Origin of the sequence: Williamsia deligens (assembly GCF_024171765.1) — a bacterium.
In the GTDB taxonomy this organism is placed as follows: domain Bacteria; phylum Actinomycetota; class Actinomycetes; order Mycobacteriales; family Mycobacteriaceae; genus Williamsia_A; species Williamsia_A deligens.
Genome location: NZ_JAMTCI010000001.1, coordinates 443,253 through 458,310, shown reverse-complemented (window position 1 = coordinate 458,310; position 15,058 = coordinate 443,253). Strand labels below are relative to the sequence as shown.

The 15,058-nt window shown below is 66.0% G+C and carries 18 protein-coding genes; 9 read left to right on the top strand and 9 right to left on the bottom strand.

Annotated elements, in window-relative coordinates:
• Positions 1 to 374: 374 nt before the first annotated feature.
• From LX14_RS02110 to LX14_RS02100, 3 genes are all read left to right on the top strand, one after another.
• Positions 375 to 890 carry a DUF3558 domain-containing protein gene (locus tag LX14_RS02110; protein WP_253645631.1) on the top strand — a complete coding sequence of 172 codons (516 nt, stop codon included), beginning with the start codon at positions 375 to 377 and terminating at the stop codon, positions 888 to 890.
• Positions 891 to 1,102: 212 nt separating this feature from the next.
• Entirely contained in the window at positions 1,103 to 2,671 is a 1,569-nt protein-coding gene (locus LX14_RS02105; protein ID WP_253645630.1) for a hypothetical protein, read from the top strand.
• 124 nt (positions 2,672 to 2,795) lie between these two features.
• On the top strand, positions 2,796 to 3,320 hold the full coding sequence (locus LX14_RS02100) for a hypothetical protein (RefSeq protein WP_253645629.1): 525 nt from the start codon (positions 2,796 to 2,798) through the stop codon (positions 3,318 to 3,320).
• A gap of 84 nt (positions 3,321 to 3,404) precedes the next feature.
• On the opposite strand, the gene LX14_RS02095 is transcribed toward LX14_RS02100, so the two are convergent.
• The 8 genes from LX14_RS02095 to LX14_RS02060 all read right to left on the bottom strand — a co-directional run bounded on the left by LX14_RS02095 (position 3,405) and on the right by LX14_RS02060 (position 9,629).
• A complete protein-coding gene (locus LX14_RS02095; RefSeq protein ID WP_253645628.1) occupies positions 3,405 to 4,499 on the bottom strand; it encodes an alkene reductase in 1,095 nt (364 codons plus the stop codon).
• Positions 4,500 to 4,618: 119 nt separating this feature from the next.
• Complete coding sequence (locus LX14_RS02090; protein ID WP_253645627.1) at positions 4,619 to 4,957, bottom strand: hypothetical protein; 339 nt, start codon at positions 4,955 to 4,957, stop codon at positions 4,619 to 4,621.
• A 1-nt stretch (position 4,958) separates the two neighbouring features.
• Positions 4,959 to 5,921, bottom strand: coding sequence for a hypothetical protein (locus LX14_RS02085; RefSeq protein ID WP_253645626.1), 963 nt, complete (start codon positions 5,919 to 5,921; stop codon positions 4,959 to 4,961).
• Positions 5,918 to 6,571: a hypothetical protein gene (locus LX14_RS02080; protein WP_253645625.1), complete on the bottom strand. Its 654-nt coding sequence runs from the start codon at positions 6,569 to 6,571 to the stop codon at positions 5,918 to 5,920. The genes LX14_RS02085 and LX14_RS02080 overlap by 4 nt, the downstream gene beginning before the upstream one ends.
• Before the next feature lie 99 nt (positions 6,572 to 6,670).
• Positions 6,671 to 7,369 carry a hypothetical protein gene (locus LX14_RS02075; RefSeq protein WP_253645624.1) on the bottom strand — a complete coding sequence of 233 codons (699 nt, stop codon included), beginning with the start codon at positions 7,367 to 7,369 and terminating at the stop codon, positions 6,671 to 6,673.
• Entirely contained in the window at positions 7,366 to 9,024 is a 1,659-nt protein-coding gene (locus LX14_RS02070; RefSeq protein WP_253645623.1) for a WXG100-like domain-containing protein, read from the bottom strand. Before LX14_RS02070 ends, LX14_RS02075 begins: the two co-directional genes overlap by 4 nt.
• Positions 9,024 to 9,314, bottom strand: coding sequence for a WXG100 family type VII secretion target (locus LX14_RS02065; protein WP_253645622.1), 291 nt, complete (start codon positions 9,312 to 9,314; stop codon positions 9,024 to 9,026). Before LX14_RS02065 ends, LX14_RS02070 begins: the two co-directional genes overlap by 1 nt.
• A gap of 3 nt (positions 9,315 to 9,317) precedes the next feature.
• A complete protein-coding gene (locus LX14_RS02060) occupies positions 9,318 to 9,629 on the bottom strand; it encodes a WXG100 family type VII secretion target (protein WP_253645621.1) in 312 nt (103 codons plus the stop codon).
• A gap of 183 nt (positions 9,630 to 9,812) precedes the next feature.
• Here LX14_RS02060 and LX14_RS02055 point away from each other — a divergent pair, with 183 nt between their 5' ends.
• The 3 genes from LX14_RS02055 to LX14_RS02045 all read left to right on the top strand — a co-directional run bounded on the left by LX14_RS02055 (position 9,813) and on the right by LX14_RS02045 (position 12,408).
• Entirely contained in the window at positions 9,813 to 11,171 is a 1,359-nt protein-coding gene (locus LX14_RS02055; RefSeq protein ID WP_253645620.1) for a hypothetical protein, read from the top strand.
• Positions 11,172 to 11,192: 21 nt separating this feature from the next.
• On the top strand, positions 11,193 to 11,531 hold the full coding sequence (locus tag LX14_RS02050; protein ID WP_253645619.1) for a DUF1801 domain-containing protein: 339 nt from the start codon (positions 11,193 to 11,195) through the stop codon (positions 11,529 to 11,531).
• 67 nt (positions 11,532 to 11,598) lie between these two features.
• The gene (locus LX14_RS02045; protein WP_253645618.1) at positions 11,599 to 12,408 is read left to right on the top strand and encodes a hypothetical protein; all 810 of its coding nucleotides are present in this window, start codon (positions 11,599 to 11,601) and stop codon (positions 12,406 to 12,408) included.
• Here LX14_RS02045 and LX14_RS02040 read toward each other — a convergent pair.
• On the bottom strand, positions 12,359 to 12,697 hold the full coding sequence (locus LX14_RS02040) for a WXG100 family type VII secretion target (RefSeq protein WP_253645617.1): 339 nt from the start codon (positions 12,695 to 12,697) through the stop codon (positions 12,359 to 12,361). The two genes, LX14_RS02045 and LX14_RS02040, sit on opposite strands and share 50 nt — an antisense overlap.
• Positions 12,698 to 12,792: 95 nt before the next feature.
• On the opposite strand from LX14_RS02040, the gene LX14_RS02035 reads away from it, so the two are divergent.
• The 3 genes from LX14_RS02035 to LX14_RS02025 all read left to right on the top strand — a co-directional run bounded on the left by LX14_RS02035 (position 12,793) and on the right by LX14_RS02025 (position 15,043).
• Entirely contained in the window at positions 12,793 to 13,752 is a 960-nt protein-coding gene (locus LX14_RS02035) for a hypothetical protein (protein WP_253645616.1), read from the top strand.
• Positions 13,753 to 13,946: 194 nt separating this feature from the next.
• Positions 13,947 to 14,519, top strand: coding sequence for a hypothetical protein (locus tag LX14_RS02030; protein WP_253645615.1), 573 nt, complete (start codon positions 13,947 to 13,949; stop codon positions 14,517 to 14,519).
• The gene (locus LX14_RS02025; protein ID WP_253645614.1) at positions 14,516 to 15,043 is read left to right on the top strand and encodes a hypothetical protein; all 528 of its coding nucleotides are present in this window, start codon (positions 14,516 to 14,518) and stop codon (positions 15,041 to 15,043) included. Before LX14_RS02030 ends, LX14_RS02025 begins: the two co-directional genes overlap by 4 nt.
• Positions 15,044 to 15,058 lie beyond the last annotated feature (15 nt).

Here is a 15,058-nt window from a genome sequence, read left to right as displayed (position 1 = left end):
CCGACAGCGCCCCCGTTCCCCTGTGGAGCGGGGGCGCTGTGCTGTCCCTGTGCTTCTGTACAGTCACTCGATGGGGATTTCCACAGTCGTCGGGCTCGACGTCTGAGCAGTGCGCGGATGTCGCATACCCTGACCCCGTCGTGTCGTTCTGAACGCTAAGGAGCACTTCCGTGAGGACTCGGTGTCGGGCCGTTCTCTCCATCGGGGCAATCGCGCTGAGCGTGGGTCTCGCGGTCTCTGCTTGCAGCTCCGGTTCGACGGCGGGGGTGGAGTCAGCATCCTCTAGCGCCTCCGCGTCGCCGGCTTTCCCGTCCGAGTCGGTCCCCCCGGGAGTCCAGAAGGACTCTGTTCAAGATCTGAACTCGACGAAGGACATGACCGGCGTCGTCACGACCGTTCCGTTCGGGCAGAGTCCTTACGCGGCGCACCTTCCGGATGTATGTAATTTCGTGCCAGATCGTTTGGTACAAGAACTTGGTCTCGTGACCAAATTGAAGGCGTTCCGCGGCACACAGCTAGTTGTTCAGACGTGCGACATGCAGGGCCGCGACGCGCAAGGAACGCCGACTAAGTCTTTGGACGTCTCCTTTTACACTAATAACATCCGAGAAGTTCTGGATCCGAAGCAGGTGCAGGTTCTGCAGCAAGAGGTGCCTATCTCGCCCCGCGTGGATGCGACTGTGAAAAAGTCCATTCCAGGTAGTCCTGACGACGAAACTGCTATTGAAAGCTGTGATATCGCATGGGGCACCTTCTTCGGTGCAATCGTCGTTAGCTATCAAGATTTTTCCGGCTTTAAGCCCAGCACGTGCGACATCGCCCTTTCGGCCGCAAAGACCATCGTCAATTCAGCGCCTCGGAGTCCTTCACAGATGCGCGCCTCGTCGTGAGCCGGCCGTTCACCTTTACTCCATCCACTGCGGCTGCGGTTGCTGGTGCGTGCCAAGGTCTGTTGCAAGGGGTCACTTCCCTTTCTAGGGTGGCGCGTCAATTACTCGGAGCGGGCGGGAGTGGGAGCTTCCCGTCGGGAACTCACATCGACGAGGCGCTTCACGACATCGGTCAGTCTGCGACCGAAGCTGCATCCCGGTTAAGGCACGCAGTGGACGAGTATCTGCAGTCGGTCGTCGCTGCAGGTGGGCTTATTTCTCAGCAGGAAGCCGAGAACCAGAAGCAGATTGCTAAAGCGGGCGCAGGCGATTCGTCCGACCCTCTTGGTATTGGCCAATTGCTGTCAGGCAAGCAGTCGCCCGTCGCGATCCCGAGTGGTCCAAACCCGATCGACATCATGACTTCCGGCGTGTCGTCCGGCCTCCCGCCTCTACCGTCAGCGTCCGGCGACGCCGCGGGGAAATTTTCATGTGGGGCATCACCGGAGTCGGTGGGCGGACTAACGCTCGATACTTGTGTTGCGAACTTGTCGCCGGCGGAAGCTTCGAGGCTGTCGATGTTGGCTCAACAGTGGCAACAGCTCGGAGCCGATCTGACCAGCTCGATCACCGTCTTTCATAACATTGTTCAGTCGAAGATGGCGACCGGTGGTTGGACTGGCTCGTCGGGTAAGGCCGTGGGCGACGCGGCGCACAAGTTGGTAAGGACGTCCACGGAGATTTCAGCGCAGGCGAGTGCGAATGCGGCTGCGATCGTCGGCTGGGCTGGTGCGTTGGGTGACACGAAGTCGTACATGGAGAGTCTGAGCTCGTCGCGCACCGCAGCGATGGCCACGGCGCCGCCGGAGTCGCGAGCGACGTTGCAGAACGAGATCGACACGATGGCTCGTTTCAAGATGCTCGGCACTTACAACCCCGGGGTCACCGCGATTTCGTCGGGCTTGTCGAACCTCAGTGATCCGGCAGCCGGGTCGACGGGTGTGCCGTTGGTCATCGGGGGGTTCGGTGGGTCGGGTGGCGGCGGCGGTGCAGGTTCGGGAGCATCAACCGCCTCGTCCGGCGCCGGTAGTGGCGGGGGCGGAAGCTCCTCCGGTGGTGGGGGCGGCGGTGGCGGCGGTCCGACGGGTGCTCGCACGGGTTCGGATGCTGCGGGCCAGTTGACTCGTCAGGCGACGGGCGATCCTGCCGGGACTGCTGCGAAGAATGCGGCGTCGCAGGGTGCGCAGAACCCGGCTGCGGCCGCGCAGCAAGCGGTGTCGAAGGCGGGGGAGTCGGCGAAGGGTCTTGGTGGGTCTCGGTCGGGTGCGGGGTCGATGACGCGTCCATCGGGTCTCGGTGCGATGAGCGAGGCGGAGAAGAGCGCCGCCAGCAAGGCTGCCGCCGCCATGAAGGGTGCTGGCGGTGGGGGAGGCGGAGCCGGAGGTGGCGCAGGCAAGCTCGGCGGCGTGGGCGGTCTGGGTGGTGCAGCGGCTGCGGAGAGTGCGTTGTCGCGCAACAGTTCTGCGTTGAGCGCGGCGGAGAAGGCGATGGCGGGTCAGCAGGGTGCGACTGCTGCTCGACCGGCTGGTCCCGCTGCGGGTGGCCCGATGGGGGCCCGCGGTGCCGGCGCGAAGGGTGAAGAGGGCAAGGAGCACAGGGCCGCCAAGTATCTCAAGCACACGGAGAACGGCGAGGAGATCGCCGGCGACCTGCCTGACACTGCGCCACCGGTGCTTGGTGGACTGAACCTCGACACCACCGACGACACCGATGCGTCGTCGAAAGCCGGCGATCGCACGTGAGTCAGTAGCGGGTCGATCGGACATTCTGCTCAGAACCACCAGATTCCTGATCACCCGATGGCAACCGGCTGCCGGTATACGTCGCCACAGCGCAAAGCTCAACATTCGGTGGGACTGTGCAGGTATGCGTTCTGCACTGTGGTCGAAAAGAGTTGCCGCACTCATGGTGACGGTCGGGTCGGCCGTCGCGATCGCGTGCGCGACGGTCCCAACGGCGCAGGCTTCCCCGACGCTGAATGACATCGCGTCCATCGCCAACGGGGGCGTCGCCTCGGTCCGCGGTGCGACCATGCTGCACACGAACGACTTCGGCGAATACGGCTGCGAGGACTTCGTCGACGCCGCCTATGGCAAGACCACCGCGACCGGCATCCCGCACGACGGAGCGCTCGCCTTCTATCGCCAGCTCGAGGCGAGCGGACAGGGACACAGCTCGCTGCCCGCGCCACCCGGAGCGCTCGTGTTCTCGCAGGGCGAGGACGGCGACCACGTAGACATCTCCCTCGGTAGCGGGCAGTACGAGAGCGGCGGGGTGCAGGGGTTCGCGCCCGGCTGGGGCGACGGCACCGACATCCAGATCCTCCCGTCGCCCAACCTGGGCACCTGGAACTTCGTCGGGTGGGCGTACGCGCCGTGGAGCGCGGTCTGACGCCTGCCTACGAACGCACCGAAGCCGGTGCGCCACAGCGACGTGTATCGCTGCGCAGCACCGGCTTCGGTGTCGGTCGGGCGGTTACGCGTTCTGCGTAGCCAGCGTCGGGTAGTCGATGTACCCCTCGGGGCCGGGCGCGTAGAACGTCGCCTGGTTCGGCTCGGCGAGCTCGGCGCCCTCCTTGAGACGCTCGACGAGGTCCGGGTTCGCGATGTACCAGCGACCGACAACCACGGCGTCAGCGGTTCCGTCGGCAACGAGCTTCTCGAGCTGCGCGAAGTCGGACTCGATGGCGAAGCCGGTGTTGATGAGGAACGGCACCGTGATGTGCGGGCGCAGGGCCGCGAGGACCGGGTCCTGCGGCTCGATCAGCAGATGCACGTAGGCGAGCGGGATGTCCGCGATCGCGCTCAGGAGAGCTTCGTGCACGGGGACGGTGTCGGCCTCGTTCATGCCGTTGGCCTTGTGGCCGGGGGAAAGGCGGATGCCGGTGCGGTCGGCGCCGATCTCGTCGACGACGGCCTTCACGATCTCGACGACGATCCGGGCACGGTTCTCCGGCGAGCCGCCGTACTGGTCGGTGCGCTGGTTGGTGTCATCACCCAGGAACTGGTGCAGCAGGTAACCGTTGGCGGCGTGGATCTCGACACCGTCGAGTCCGGCGTCGACCGCGCGACGAGCCGAGCTGCGGAACGCGTCGACGATGCCGGCGATCTCATCGGTCTCGAGCGCGCGGGGCGTCACCAGGGGAACGCTGCCGTTGGGGCCGTGCGCCTTGCCGTCGGCGGCGATGGCCGACGGGGCGACAGGATCGCCACCGGGGAGATCGGGGTGGGCGACGCGCCCGACGTGCCAGATCTGGACGAAGATCTGACCGTTCTCGCCGTGGACGGCGTCGGCGATCTCGCTCCACTTGGCCTGCTGGGCGTCGTTGTGGATGCCGGGGGTGTTCATGTACGCGCCGCCGGCGGTCGCGCTCGACTGGGTGGCCTCGGCGATCACGAGGCCGGCACCCGCACGCTGGCGGTAGTACTCGGTCTGCAGGTCGGTGGGAGTGCCGTCCGACTCGGCGCGCAGGCGCGTCAGCGGCGCCATGAACACGCGATGCGGTGTGCGGATGACACCCGACTCGAACGGCTGAAGCAGTGGCGAATCAGAATTCAGGCGGTAGGTCATGCACGAGTGAACGCGTCGGAACCGGACCACAGTCCCGAGTGAGATGCAGGTCACGGCAGCTACTAACTGACGGTCTGCCGTGCGTTCTACCCATTGGCTTCGCGTGTCTTCACGGGCGATCATCTGACCTGGAACGAGAGCCATCGGGCGATCAGGTTCGCCGCGTGCTCGCTCAACCCCGGATTCGTGTCGACAAGGTGATGCTGCACGAGGCGCTGGCCGTCGGCCAGGGTGGTGGTCGCCCAGTCGATGCGGACCTCGACGTCGTCGGCCTGCTTCTGCAGACGTTCGATGATGGCAAGGACGCGGCTGCCAAAGTCGTCACCCCACCGTTCGAGTACCCAGTCTGGAGTGACGCCTGGAGGACCGCCTCGCTCTCGCCGGTGCGTGTAAGCCCACACGATCGCAGCGCTGACCTCAGGGGAGTACGGGGGCCCGTCGCCCAGGATGCTCGTCACGTCAGCGCATCACCGATACCGCAGCCAGCGCCGCGACCAAGACATCGATGGACGACACCTCGCTCGTGACGAGGAGATGTTCGCGAGCCGACCGCACATCGGACGCGAAGGTGATTCTTCCGACGATGCCACCGGCACTGTCGGCGACAGACATGTGGCAATACGGTCTGACCCTGGCGAGCAGGAGTAGAGGCGACAACAGGATCGCGCCGAACACATCAGGCGCGCCGCCGCTGAACGCCCGCGGAAAAGGCCGGACGAGGCGACGCCACAGTGCGTCACCGATGCCCTCGACGAGCCGGAAGATCTCGGTGCCGGTCGCGTCTGTCACAGACCACCGTGTACGGAAGGCAGCGGAGATGCGTTCCACGCGGTGGACTGCGACGTCGACCGCAGAGTCGACCACCTGTCGACGTCGCCTGTCTCCGGAGATGCGTAGGACACAGGATTCCGCGTGACGTCCGCCGAACAGGTCGACTTGCCGGCCTGCGTCATCGAAGCCGACCCAGAAGTCGACCACTTCGGCCTCGGTGGACCTGATGACGGGTCTACGCGCGCCGGAGGTGCTCGTGAACGTGCCCACCTCGTACCCGGTGGTCTCACCGGTCAGGTGATCGCGTGACTCCTCGCCGATGTCCCTGTTGATGATCACGGACGTCACGGCGCGATCGAACTGGATCTTGAGCGACTCGAGCTCGCTGTTGAGGCGAGTCCGCTCGTCGTGCTCATCGGAGTGGATGACGACGTCGGAGAACGGGCGCCCCAGATGACCCCAGCGTCGCCTCATCTCGATCGCTGCGTCGACGGGGTCTGCGGCTCCGGTGAGGCCTTCACGACCGATGTCGGCAATGGTCTGCAGGGCGGTGCCGCACGAGTCCGGACCATGAGTCCGCAGGAGTCCGACGATGTGGTCGACCGTCGCGACGGCGTCCGCCAGGGCAGCACTTCTCGGCGAGGTGATCACTTGAGGTCCTGGACCACGGCGATGGCGAGGAGCGCAAACGTGACGTCAGACAGCGGCAGCGGCTGAGAATCGAGATACAAGCAGTAGCTGTCTCGCGGTCTGCTGAGCGACGGAGGGATCGTCACCAGTCCGACGCGGCCACCGGAGCGGTCGGTGATCTCGAGACGGTTCGCGGGCATCAACAGCGCTGGAAATGCGATGGCTGCCACCACCAGACCAACGATGTCGATCGACGAGTCCTGGATCTTGGTCAGACGACCGATGGTGCGTCGCCACAGCGCATCCCGGCGTCGCTCTGCGATCAAGTACGCGTCCACATGTCCTGGGGTGTTCACGGTCCACTTCGTCCGTGGCCACCCAGAGATCCGAAACACGGTCAGTGCGATTTCGCCGTCTGCGCGACGGACCTCCCGCACAAACGGGTCGTCCGCCCGTCTGAGCACCTCGTAGACCGGTTCCGCTGAACACTCGTTCTCGTAACAACGCACCGGGCCATCGTCATTGTCGGCAGGCTGCTCGAGCCACAGGAAGTCCGCAGAGCTGTTGGCCCCTGAAGACGTCAGTGCGGGCAGTCTTTCGGCGGGTCGCCTCGATGAGGCGACCACCCGAAGATGTGGTCGACTCCGGGAATTGCGCAGCTCGCCGGGCACCCGACGTCCGTGCCTGGCGCGTTCGATGATCCGGCGAGCACCTGAGAGCGTGACGCCTGCATCGCGAGTGTGGTGACGTTCCACTTGATCGTGTCCCCGTCAGTATGTGCGCTGCATTGCGGCCAGAACGCACGCGGCGAGGAGGATGTCTGTGAGCGGAAACGGCTGATTGTCGAGGTAGATGGCGAAATCCTCGCGCGGACTGAAGATGCCGGGGCTGAACGAGACGGTGCCGATGGCACCACCAGTACCGTCCCGCAGGCGCATCTGGTTCGGGCCTCGGAACACGCTTGCGAGAAATCCAGGGATGGCCAGAACGAAGCCGTCGCCCTCGAGCCGGCTCGGCATGCCGAGCGATCTTCGCCACAGGGCGTCTCGACCACGTTCGGACAAGCTGAAAAGCGAGGAGCCGCGGTCATTCTCAACCGACCAGTAAGTGTGGACAGCGCTGCGAAGGCGGTGAGCCTTGACAACCGCTGCGACCGAGCCGTCGCGGCGGCGAACCTCCGTTGCTCTACTCCCGCGCCGAGGCCTCGCCAACGTGTACATCGGCTCGGCGTCGTCGAGACCCGCGAACACGAGAACCGGTTGGCTGCGCGGATACTCCGGGTGGCGAATCCACACAACGGGTATCGGAACGTTGCCTGGTCCGCCTCCATAGCAGGGAATCGGCCACTCGACCACGCGTCCTTTGTCGACAACGCGTAGGTGTGGTGGCCGACTCTGACCTGCGAGCAGCGACGAGCCGCGCTGCCGACTGAACGGATCGATGTCACGTTTGTCCGTCGCCCCGGTCATCGTCCCTCTCCGTCGGTGGGCCTTGGTTCCACTGCCTTCTCCACGGCATCGCGTACTTGGTCGTACGCTTTGGGCGCATTCTGCACTGCCGCGGGAACGTCCTTGACCGTCCCGACCAGAGATGTACCTTCGACCTGCTCGGCAGAGTCGGGACTGATGCTCGAATGAAGCGCTTGCTGACCGTTGTTGAGCGCCGAATTGGCGCCCACCGTGAGCGCGGTGCGCCCAGTCTTCGTCAAGAGACTCTCATCCGGTGCTTTGGCGCCGGGAACGGCGATCGGCTTCGGAAGCGCCCGCTCGCTGAGCCCCTTTGCAACGGGGGATGTCACGGAGTTGATCGCGCCCTGCGCAACGATCTTGGTCGGGTCGAGCTTGTTCTGCCCCGAAGCGACGGATTCCACGGACTCTTTCCCGAACTCCATCCCGGCCCCTGTCGCAAAATTCATCGGTGCCGCGCGCGCAGCACTTTTCGCGAATCCGGGTGCGGCTCCCGCAGCCTTCGAGGCAAGATCCCCTGTGGATCGGGCCGTGTTCGCCGCGAGCGTGCCCGCGGTGTGAGCTGCGTCGGTTGCCTTTGAAGCCGCCGCGGCGCCGGTCGACCGTACGGCGTCCACGGCCTTAGACGTCATCGCGCTTGTCGAACGTGCAGCATTCGCTGCCTGCGTGCCGGTGGCCTCGGCAGCTTCGGCCACGGCACGTGACGCCTGCGATCCGGCTGCTTTCGCGGCCTCCGCCGCAACGCGACCTGCCTCGGCCGCCACCCGGCCGACTGCAGCCGCTGCCGTTCGCGCAGCAGCGATCAGCGCCTGGATGATCTCGCGGATGCGGTTGGCGGCAGCGGTGAGTCGAGCGGTCTCGACAGCCTGGCCGGCGAGTTCGCCGATGCCGGCGGTGAAGAATCCGGCTATCGCGCTGACAGCCTCGATCGCGACGGTCTGCGCCAGCAGCACCTCGAGTTCGTGGATGATCTCGTGGTGCGCCTTGTCGAGGTGAGCGGCGTACTCCGAGCACGAGGACCCGAGTTCGGTGAACACCGACGACAGGTCCCGCAGGTGCGAACCCGCATCGGTGCAGGCCTGCGCGGCAGCAGCCACCTCGGGGCTCTGCTGCGCGGACACAGCAGATGCCGCAGCGCTGGTCGGCCCCGCGGCGTCCTGCAATTGTGCCGCAGCGGCTTTCCACGCTGCGTCGGCTGCGTGCAGCCTGTCCTGGTGACCGTTCGGCCAGACGTAGCCGACGAGCCCCTCGACCAACGACCACCCGGGCGGACCACCGCCACTGCCGCCGGCCGCCGACGGGAGCGATGGGGCAGACATGGTCGGGGGAGTGGGTGCTCCGGGCATCCCGGCGTCGCCTCCGCCGCCGATCGTCGACGACGCGTCGGCGTGCGCGTGGTTCTCACCGGTGGCGTGCAACCGGGTCGCGATGTTCCCTACCGCGCCGACCGCGGACGCCGCAGCGCTCAGTGCGGCACGGGCGCCGTCGTCGTAGCCCGACGCCCACGCTGTGCCGGCGTCGTCGGAACCGCCCATGCCCGACGATGCGCCGAGCTCACCGGACAGCGACGAGACGGCCGCGTGCGCGGCCTGTGCGACCGAGGCCATCGAGTCCGCGGCGTGCGCGTACTGCGCGGGGTCGACGACGAGCGTCGGCATCAGCCCCACATCTCCTGGTTGGCCTTGACCGCGGCGGTGTAGTTGGTGTGGGCGGTGTCGCCGGCCTTGCGCAGATCGGCCACGGCCGAGCGCATCTCGGCGGCGCCGTGCGTCCACTTCTCGTGGGCGGCGCGCTGGGCGTCTGCGGCCTCGCCGGTCCACGAGCCGTGTAGGCGGGTGACGGTCTGGTCGGCGTCACGGCAGACAGCCTCGGCGTCGGAGTCGAAACGGGCCATGTCGGCGACGATGTCGGCCAGTTCCTCGGTGGCGACGGTGAACTGCTTGGCCATCGGTCAGACCGCCATGTTCAGGCCCGAGCCGGACTGCCCGACGGCCGCGGCGTTCGACGATTCCTGGCGCGAATAGTCGTGCGCGGTGGACGCCAACAATGCGGACATCGAGTCGACGACCTCCTTCGCCCCGTGGAGCCACTGCTCCCAGTCGCGCCGGAATGCGTCCGCGGCCTGCCCCTTCCACCCGCTGCCGAGGAGTGCCTCGACGCGAGAGCTGAGTGCCTGGACGCGATCGTCGAGAGTGTCGGCGGCGGAACGGATGCCCTGCGAGGCGGACGTGACCTCGGCCGGGGTGACGGCGAGTTCGGGCATCGATCCCCCTCTGGCGGGCCTGGTCAGGCGTGCGAATAGGCAGCCCGAGAATACGATACGCGTGGCGAACGAGCCACTCTGACCTGCGAGAAACGGACAAATCGCGCGATCGTCACGGAAGTCCGTCGTACCAAATCTGCGCTAGCGGTTGCCGAGAGCGGTCAACGATCTAACATTCGACCGATGAGGCCCCTCGGCGCTGAACGGCGTCGGTCATCGCCGGTACGTCGGACCCTTCGTCTCCTGGCCATCGCAACGCTCGTCGCGTCCGTCGTCGGACTCGTCCAGCCCGTCGTCGCGTCCGCGGCCCCACCCGCCCGGGACGCCGGTGTGAAGTGCGTGGGATCCGCCGACGTCACGCTGCCCGAGGTCTACAACGCCATCGTCGAGTCCCTGGCGCCGTCGCTGCCGGCGGGTGCGCGTGCGCAGGCGCTCGCGAGTCGCCCGGGTGTGCTGAAGCAACTGAAGTCGATGGGTGTCTCGGACACGACCATCTCGGAGCATCCGTCCGAACTCGGCGCCACGGCGACGTCGCCGTACCCGAGTTATCGAGATCCGGTCAGCACCTTCATCGTCACGCAGCTGATCCGGGCGCGAGAAGGCAAGTCGGGCGCGCGGATCCGGCTCGACCAGATGACCCTGTCGCAAGCCGTCGAGACCGCGTACTTCTACATCTACGTGACGTTCATCGTCCCGGCGTCGATCATCTCCGCAACCGTGCCCCCGCTGTTCCCGGTGATGGGCATCGGGCTGGGCACGCTCATCACCCTCCCGCTGTCGCTGGGTGCGACGGGGATGAGCCTGATCCTCGGCCAGCTCAGCGATCGGCTCGCGTCGGCGTGTCTGGCACGCAAGACCCAGAAACAGATCGACGACGTCCACAGCGCACAGCAGACGGACCTGCGGTTCACCAAGGACGTACCGCGCATGCTGTACGACCTCGCGAGCCAGGTCCGCCTCGCCGACCGGTCATCCTGTCCGTCCATCGGCGTGCAACCGTTGTCGCGCATCGTCACCCGGACCGCCGACTACCTGCGCCGCTCCGACAAGAAGTCCGCGCCGCGGGTGACCGACGCCGAGCGACGCATCATGTCGACGCTGCGCACCACCAAGATCAACCGCGCCATCATCCCGACCGATCAGGCGGAGTTCACGACCGTCGAGACCGTGCTCGCCACCGTCTTCTCGTTCGCGCCGACCATCGGTGGTCCGATCACCAACGCGATCGTCGGGTTGGGGGACAGGAACCTAGGGCCTGCGAACCGTCGCGGGATCGTCCCGCTGGCGGACCTGCCTGTCGCCGACGCGCTCACTGGCGTCGGATACGGATACGCGGTGACGACGCAGATCCTGGCCTACGTGACCGGCAACATCGGCAGCGGGATCGGGGCCGCGCTCTCACCCGCCACCGGGGGGCTGAACGTGTGGAACCTGGTGCCCTCGCCGTGGGGTCTGATCAACGCGCCCAACACCTACGGGATCACCACGTACAACAACGTCCTGCGGTCGCTGTGCTTCGCCGAGGACTACCGGCCGCGCTGATCACCGGACTAAGGTCGCTCCATGAGTGACTGGCGTGCGGACACCGTCGAGAGCATCCGAGGGCTGATCCTTGCTGCGGACAGCGGGATCACCGAGGAACAGAAGTGGAAGAAGGCGTCGAATCCCGATGGTGTGCCCACCTTCTCGTGTGACGGCCTGATCTGCACGCTCGAGACCTACAAGGACAAGATCAAGGTCACCTTCGCCAAGGGTGCGTCACTCCCGGATCCGTCGAACGTGTTCAACGCCAGCCTCGACGCAGGCACCCGTCGCGCGGTCGACATCAAGCAGACCGACACCCTCAACCCCGACGCGTTCACCGGGCTCGTCCAGGCCGCTGTCGCGCTGAACAGAAGCTAGTCAACTCGTCCCTCTCTCGACGCGGCCGATCGAGAACATCTGTCCGGTTGATGTCACAATCGGCCGCGTGAACGTCGAGCAACCCACCGTCATGACGTGGACGCGGCACACCGATCGGGTGCAGTCGCGCCATGCCGTGCTCGGAATGGTGGGGCTGATCATCGGTGGTGGAATCGGCTACTTCGCTGCGTCCGACAGAGTGTGGCCGCCAGTCGCATTCGCGGTGTTCCTCGCAACGTCGACGTTGCCGTTGTTCACCGCTGCCGTCCTCCGGCTGGAGGTGGACGAGGCCGCGGTGCACGTTCGACGACAACCCGTCTTCCGTAACCCGGCGGTCTTCTTCGGTGCGGGCGTCGTTGCTGCCGGCCTCGTGCTGGTGGTGGCCTACGCAAACGCTCGCAGCATCGTATGGCTGTCGGTAGGCGGTGCGATATCTGTTCTCGGGGTGCTTCTCGGTGCGTGGGCGTGGCGTGTCCAGCCGTTTCGCATCACGAATGACGCGGTGATCTTTCCCAAAGAGTTGACGTTCCCGTTCGCGACGCTCACCGCGTCGATCGACTACGGGGTCCGCAGCGACGACATGGTCCGACTGGCGGCGAACCGCACTCTGCTGGGTGGACCGAAGCGGTATCTGGCGCTGCGCGCCTATGGCATTCACCCGAACACGGCGCTGTCGACCATCAAGCAGATTCAGGCGTGGAAGCACCACGGGGTGTCGGTTTCTCTCCGCACTGTCGCCGCGATGTTGTCGATTCCTGATCAGCCCGATGTGGCCGTGAAGGACAGCGTCGAGTTCGTGCTGCCTGCAGGTGCCGCTCTGAGACGGGTCAGTGGTCCATGTTCAGGCCCGGACCCGACGACCTCCCGGACGCCCTGAGTCTCTCCGCATTGCGCCGTTCGGTGGCGGCGTATTCACGGCCGGCGTAATCGATGCGCCCTGCGCGTTCCTCGAGCTCGTTCGTCATGCTCTTCGAGTGGGCTTCCAGCTCGGCCACCGCCTTCTCCAACGCCCGCTTCGAGTCCCCGATCCACCCCTTCGTCTCGGAGCGGAACTGGCCATAGGCAGCGGACGCTGCGTTGTGGATCGCATCGCGCGCTTCCCTCACCTGGCCGGCGGCCTGAAAGAGGTCGGACGATCGGACTGTCAGCTTGTCGTCGCCATCCACAGGGGAACCTCCGGTCCGAGAAGGAGTGTACGTCGGTACGGTAGCGTTCGTCGCCAGCAGGAGTCGAGAGGGTCTGGGACGGAGGGAGAACCGGCGTGGGCGGTCTGAACATCGCAGATATCGCGAAATGGGACCCTTCGTCGATCGGCGAAGTAGTGGAGACGGCGAAGAAGCTAACAGTGTCGGTCGACGAGGCAGTCGAGCCGCTACCGAGAATGCCCGTGTTCGGATCCTGGACCGGCCGTGGCGCCAGCAGTGCCAAGTGGTCCATGCGCGACAGCGCCGCCAAAGCCGAGCAGTTCACCGCCGGCACACGAATCCTCGGTGGAGCGGCCTCGAGTTTCGAGGGTTTGATCGAAGGGCTGGTCCGAACGCTCGTGGACATTCGTCTTGCGGCGTCCGCCCACGGGTTTCGCATCGACGACAAGGCGAACACCGTGGAGATCGCGGTCTCCACGGCGCACTGGTCCGACGACGACTTCGCGCAACTGAAGAAGGATCAACGCGAGCTGCAGCAACGCGTCGACAACCTGGTGACGGTGGCGAACAAGGTCGACGACGATCTCGCACACAAGCTGGCCACGATCTCGGAAAAAGCAGTCTTCTCCACGAATGGCGAGGCGCTCAACTCGCTGGTGGTCGGGACGCTTGTCGGTGCGAAAACCGATCTCCTGGCGAAGTACGGCTCGAAGGCGCTCGACAGCGTCGACAGCAGTCTGAAGCCGTGGCTCAAGGAGATCAGCTTCCTGAAGACGAGCCGCCTGGGCATCGCGGGAAACGTCGCGATGATGATCCCGTCGATCATGAAAGACATGGGCGACGGCGATTCCGCCGCCAAGGCGATCACTCGGGAAACGGTGGGGACGGCGGCGGGAGTAGGCGCCGCGGCCGGCGCGAGTCTGGCCGCGGGTGCGGCAGCCGGGGCAGTGGCCGGATCGTTTGTGCCGGGCGCGGGTACCGCCGTCGGGGCGGCCGCAGGCTTCATCGCCGCTGCAGTCGCTGGGGGCCAGGTCTCGGACTGGGCCTCGGGTTTGGTGGCTGACCTGTGGGACTGACCGAGGCACCGCACTTTCGCTGGCACCGCTCGTCGCGCTCGTGGCTCCGGGATTGGCGAGCCCCGCTCGTATGGGCGCTCGTCACCGTCATCCCCGGTGCAGGGTTCGTCGTCGCCGGCGAATTCTTCTACGGAGCGGGGATCCTCGCGCTGTTCGTGGCGGCCGTCCCGCCGTTGGTCAAACCAGGACCACGCGTGCAGATCCGCGATTCAGCCGTGGAGGTCCGGCAGAAGCGGTGGTTCGTGAACTCGTACTGCATGTTCCCGCTCGCGTTCGGCATCGGTGCCGTTCTGATGACCGCCGAGCACCTGCAAAGTTCGTCGCGTGCGCTCAGCATCCGGTACGTCTTCGTCGTCGCTTGCGCCTACATCGCGGCGCTCCTGACTCTGTCGCTGTGGTGGCGGTTTCGCGGTTCACTTCGCATCACAGGCAGCGAACTCAGGGTCGGACACAGCTACACGACGAGCTACGACGGACTCGGTATCGACATGACGCCGGCGCGCGCAGGGGGGTTTCCCTACCTGACCTTGACGGCCAGGAAGAACGCGAAGGCGAGAAACCTCTACCCGACGATGAGTTATGGACTCGAGGCAAACTCCGTCTGCTCGACGCTGCGTCACCTCGCGGAGACCGACGAGGAGACGCGGCGGAGCTACAGCCCGGAGTTGATCCGAGAGATGTTGTTGTTCAGGCCCGATCGGGAGGTGGCGGTGGGGGAGAGCATCGACGTCCGCATCGTCGCGCAACCGGAGGACAGGACAGCGTGAGCGCACCCGTCGATCCCGGTGCGCTCGGCCACCCCATGGCCACCGTGACACTCGTCGACGACTTCGGCACAACGGGTCTCGTCATCGACGGCCTCCCCGACGGGTGGCGCAAGGTGCGACGTGACGCCGAGATCGTGACCGTGTCGGACCTGTGGCTCGACGTCGCCGAGGCCGAGAAGCAGGCCGAGCTCGATCCCGCCGACCGGTTCGTCTCGAACGCGCTGGCCACCGCGTGGCATCTCGCGAATCTTCCAGTCCCGGCGGAGCATCTGCTCGAGTTCGCCGAGGCGATGACGTCCGGGGTCACCGGGTGGACACTGCGCGCACGTGACACCGATCAGGTCAACAGCTGCGGCTCGACGCTCCGCGGAACGCTCGACTCCCCGTTCGGCCCGCTCGTCTCCAACTCACATGCGGTGATCCTGACGCAGCCCGACGGGTCCTACGTCCTCGCGCAGCTTGCCGTCACCGCCCTGCCCCAGCACGGGGAGAGCCTGGATCGCGTTCGCCTCATCCCTGTCTGACCGGCAGAGGACGAT